Origin of the sequence: Marinobacter sp. X15-166B (assembly GCF_001752365.1) — a bacterium.
Classification (GTDB): Bacteria; Pseudomonadota; Gammaproteobacteria; order Pseudomonadales; family Oleiphilaceae; genus Marinobacter.
Genome location: NZ_MEIY01000004.1, coordinates 1 through 2144, shown reverse-complemented (window position 1 = coordinate 2144; position 2144 = coordinate 1). Strand labels below are relative to the sequence as shown.

Sequence of the window (2144 nt, the reverse complement as noted above, 5' to 3'; positions counted from 1 at the left end):
TGTCAGCACCAGTGCTAAAAGTCCGTAAATTGTCAGGATAGATTGTCCTCCCGACCCGCATGGCCTTTCCTTGAAGGTGACGAAACCAGAAAGGAAAACAACCATGCAAAGCCGAGAGGACTTTCACATGATAAAGCAACTGCGGAAGCAAGGGGCACACATTGTGGATATTGCCCATCGTATTGGCTGTTCAGAACGCACGGTGCGTCGCTATCTGGCCCTACCGGCTCCGCCCACCGGCAAACCGAAGACTCGTCGACCCAGCAAACTGGATCCCTTTAAGCCTTATATCGATGAGCAGTTGGCCGATGAGGTCTGGAACGCCGAAGTGATTTTCCAGAAGCTGCGCGAACGGGGTTATACCGGCTCGTCCACCCTCGTTCGCGGCTACATCCAGCCCAAGCGCCCATTGCGTGCGAGCAAGCGAACCGTGCGCTATGAGACGCTTCCCGGCAAACAGCTCCAGCATGACTGGGGCGAGACAAGGGCAGAGATGGGCGGTCGGCTCCGCACCGTCAACTTCGCAGTCAACATCCTCGGGTATTCCCGGCATTTTCACATCTGGGCCGGTCCGCGCCAGGATGCGGAGCACACCTACGAGTCGCTGGTTCAGGCCTTCCGGTACTTTGGCGGTGTCCCGGCCAGCGTTCTGGTGGATAACCAGAAGGCGGCGGTGGTTCGCCACGATCGGGATGGCAAGATCATTTTCAATGCCGGCTTTCTGGAACTGGCCAACCACTATGGTTTCACCGCTCGTGCCTGTCGGCCCCAGAGGCCCAGAACCAAGGGCAAGACCGAACGCATGGTGAGTTACGTGAAGCACCACTTCTTCCAACGGTATCGCAGCTTCGACAGCTACGCCCACCTGAACCAGTTGCTGGAGCACTGGTTGGATACCGGTGCTAAGCAGCGCATGCTGCGGCGGTTCCGACAAACCCCGGCTGAGCGGTTCCAGGAAGAGCTACCCCACCTTCTGCCAAGGCCTGCTGATGACTTCGACACCCGCTACTACGACATCCGGCACGTAGGCTGGGATGCTTACATCGATGTGTATGGCAACCGCTACAGTGTGCCAGCGGAGTGTTGTGGCCAACGCGTGAACATTCGCATCAGCCTGGACGGCGAACTCACCGTCTACGACCTGCGCGGCCAGGAGGTGGCCCGTCACCGGATGACTGATCGCAAGCATGGCTGGCAAACCGTCGCTGAGCACCATGAGCCTCTTTGGCAAGAAGTAATGCCGGTGCAGCACCGGAGTCTGGCTGTGTATGAGGAGGTGCTCCAATGAACCTGGATCAGCTCCTCGACCGACTCAAAATGGATCACCTGCAAGCCGCCCTGGACACCCTGTGCGAGCACGCCAGCAAAAAGGATCTGAACTACCGGGAGTTCCTGGAGCAGGCCCTGGCTCAGGAATGGGGTGGCCGCCACCAGAAGGGACTGGATACGCGCCTCAAGCAGGCCCGACTGCCCTGGATTAAAACCCTGGAACAGTTCGACTTCAGCTTCCAGCCAAGCATCGACCGCAAACTGGTGCGGGAACTCTCCGGCCTGGGGTTCGTGGAACGCAATGAGAACGTGATCCTGCTGGGTCCGCCGGGCGTTGGCAAAACCCATCTGGCCGTCGCCCTTGGCGTCAAGGCCGCGGAAGCCGGCCACCGCGTACTGTTCATGACCCTGGACCGCCTGGTGAGCACGCTGATCAAAGCCCGCCAGGAAAACCGGTTGGATCGGCAGTTACAGCAACTGTCTTACCCGAAGGTGCTGATGCTCGACGAGATCGGTTACCTGCCCATGACCCGGGAAGAAGCCAGCTTGTTCTTCCGCTTGATCAACCGGCGTTACGAGCGGGCCAGCACGATCCTGACCTCCAACAAAAGCTTTATGGACTGGGGTGAGGTGTTCGGAGATCAGGTTATCGCCACCGCGATACTGGACCGCCTGCTGCACCACTCAACGACACTGAATATCAAGGGCGAAAGCTACCGGTTGAAGGACAAACGAAAAGCCGGTCTCGTCCCCGGTACTACTCAACAACAGGAGCAATCTGACAGCACCAACACTCAAAAACCGGACACTGAAAACTGATGAAAACCGGACAATCTAAACTGATAAAAAACGGTCATACTTCACTGTTATTGACA

General features: G+C 57.8%; 2 protein-coding genes. Both read left to right on the top strand.

Features of this window, described 5'->3' with window-relative positions; translation table 11 throughout:
• Positions 1-103 precede the first annotated feature (103 nt).
• Positions 104-1288: an IS21 family transposase gene (gene istA, locus BG841_RS16360; protein WP_070058894.1), complete on the top strand. Its 1185-nt coding sequence runs from the start codon at positions 104-106 to the stop codon at positions 1286-1288.
• Complete coding sequence (gene istB / locus BG841_RS16355; protein ID WP_083260344.1) at positions 1285-2088, top strand: IS21-like element helper ATPase IstB; 804 nt, start codon at positions 1285-1287, stop codon at positions 2086-2088. Before istA ends, istB begins: the two co-directional genes overlap by 4 nt.
• Positions 2089-2144: the final 56 nt, after the last annotated feature.

What these genes read in the sequence shown, in the direction of transcription:
- istA (WP_070058894.1), top strand. Translation starts at nt 104, where the DNA reads ATGCAAAGCCGAGAGGACTTTCACATGATAAAGCAACTGCGGAAGCAA.
- istB (WP_083260344.1), top strand. Translation starts at nt 1,285, where the DNA reads ATGAACCTGGATCAGCTCCTCGACCGACTCAAAATGGATCACCTGCAA.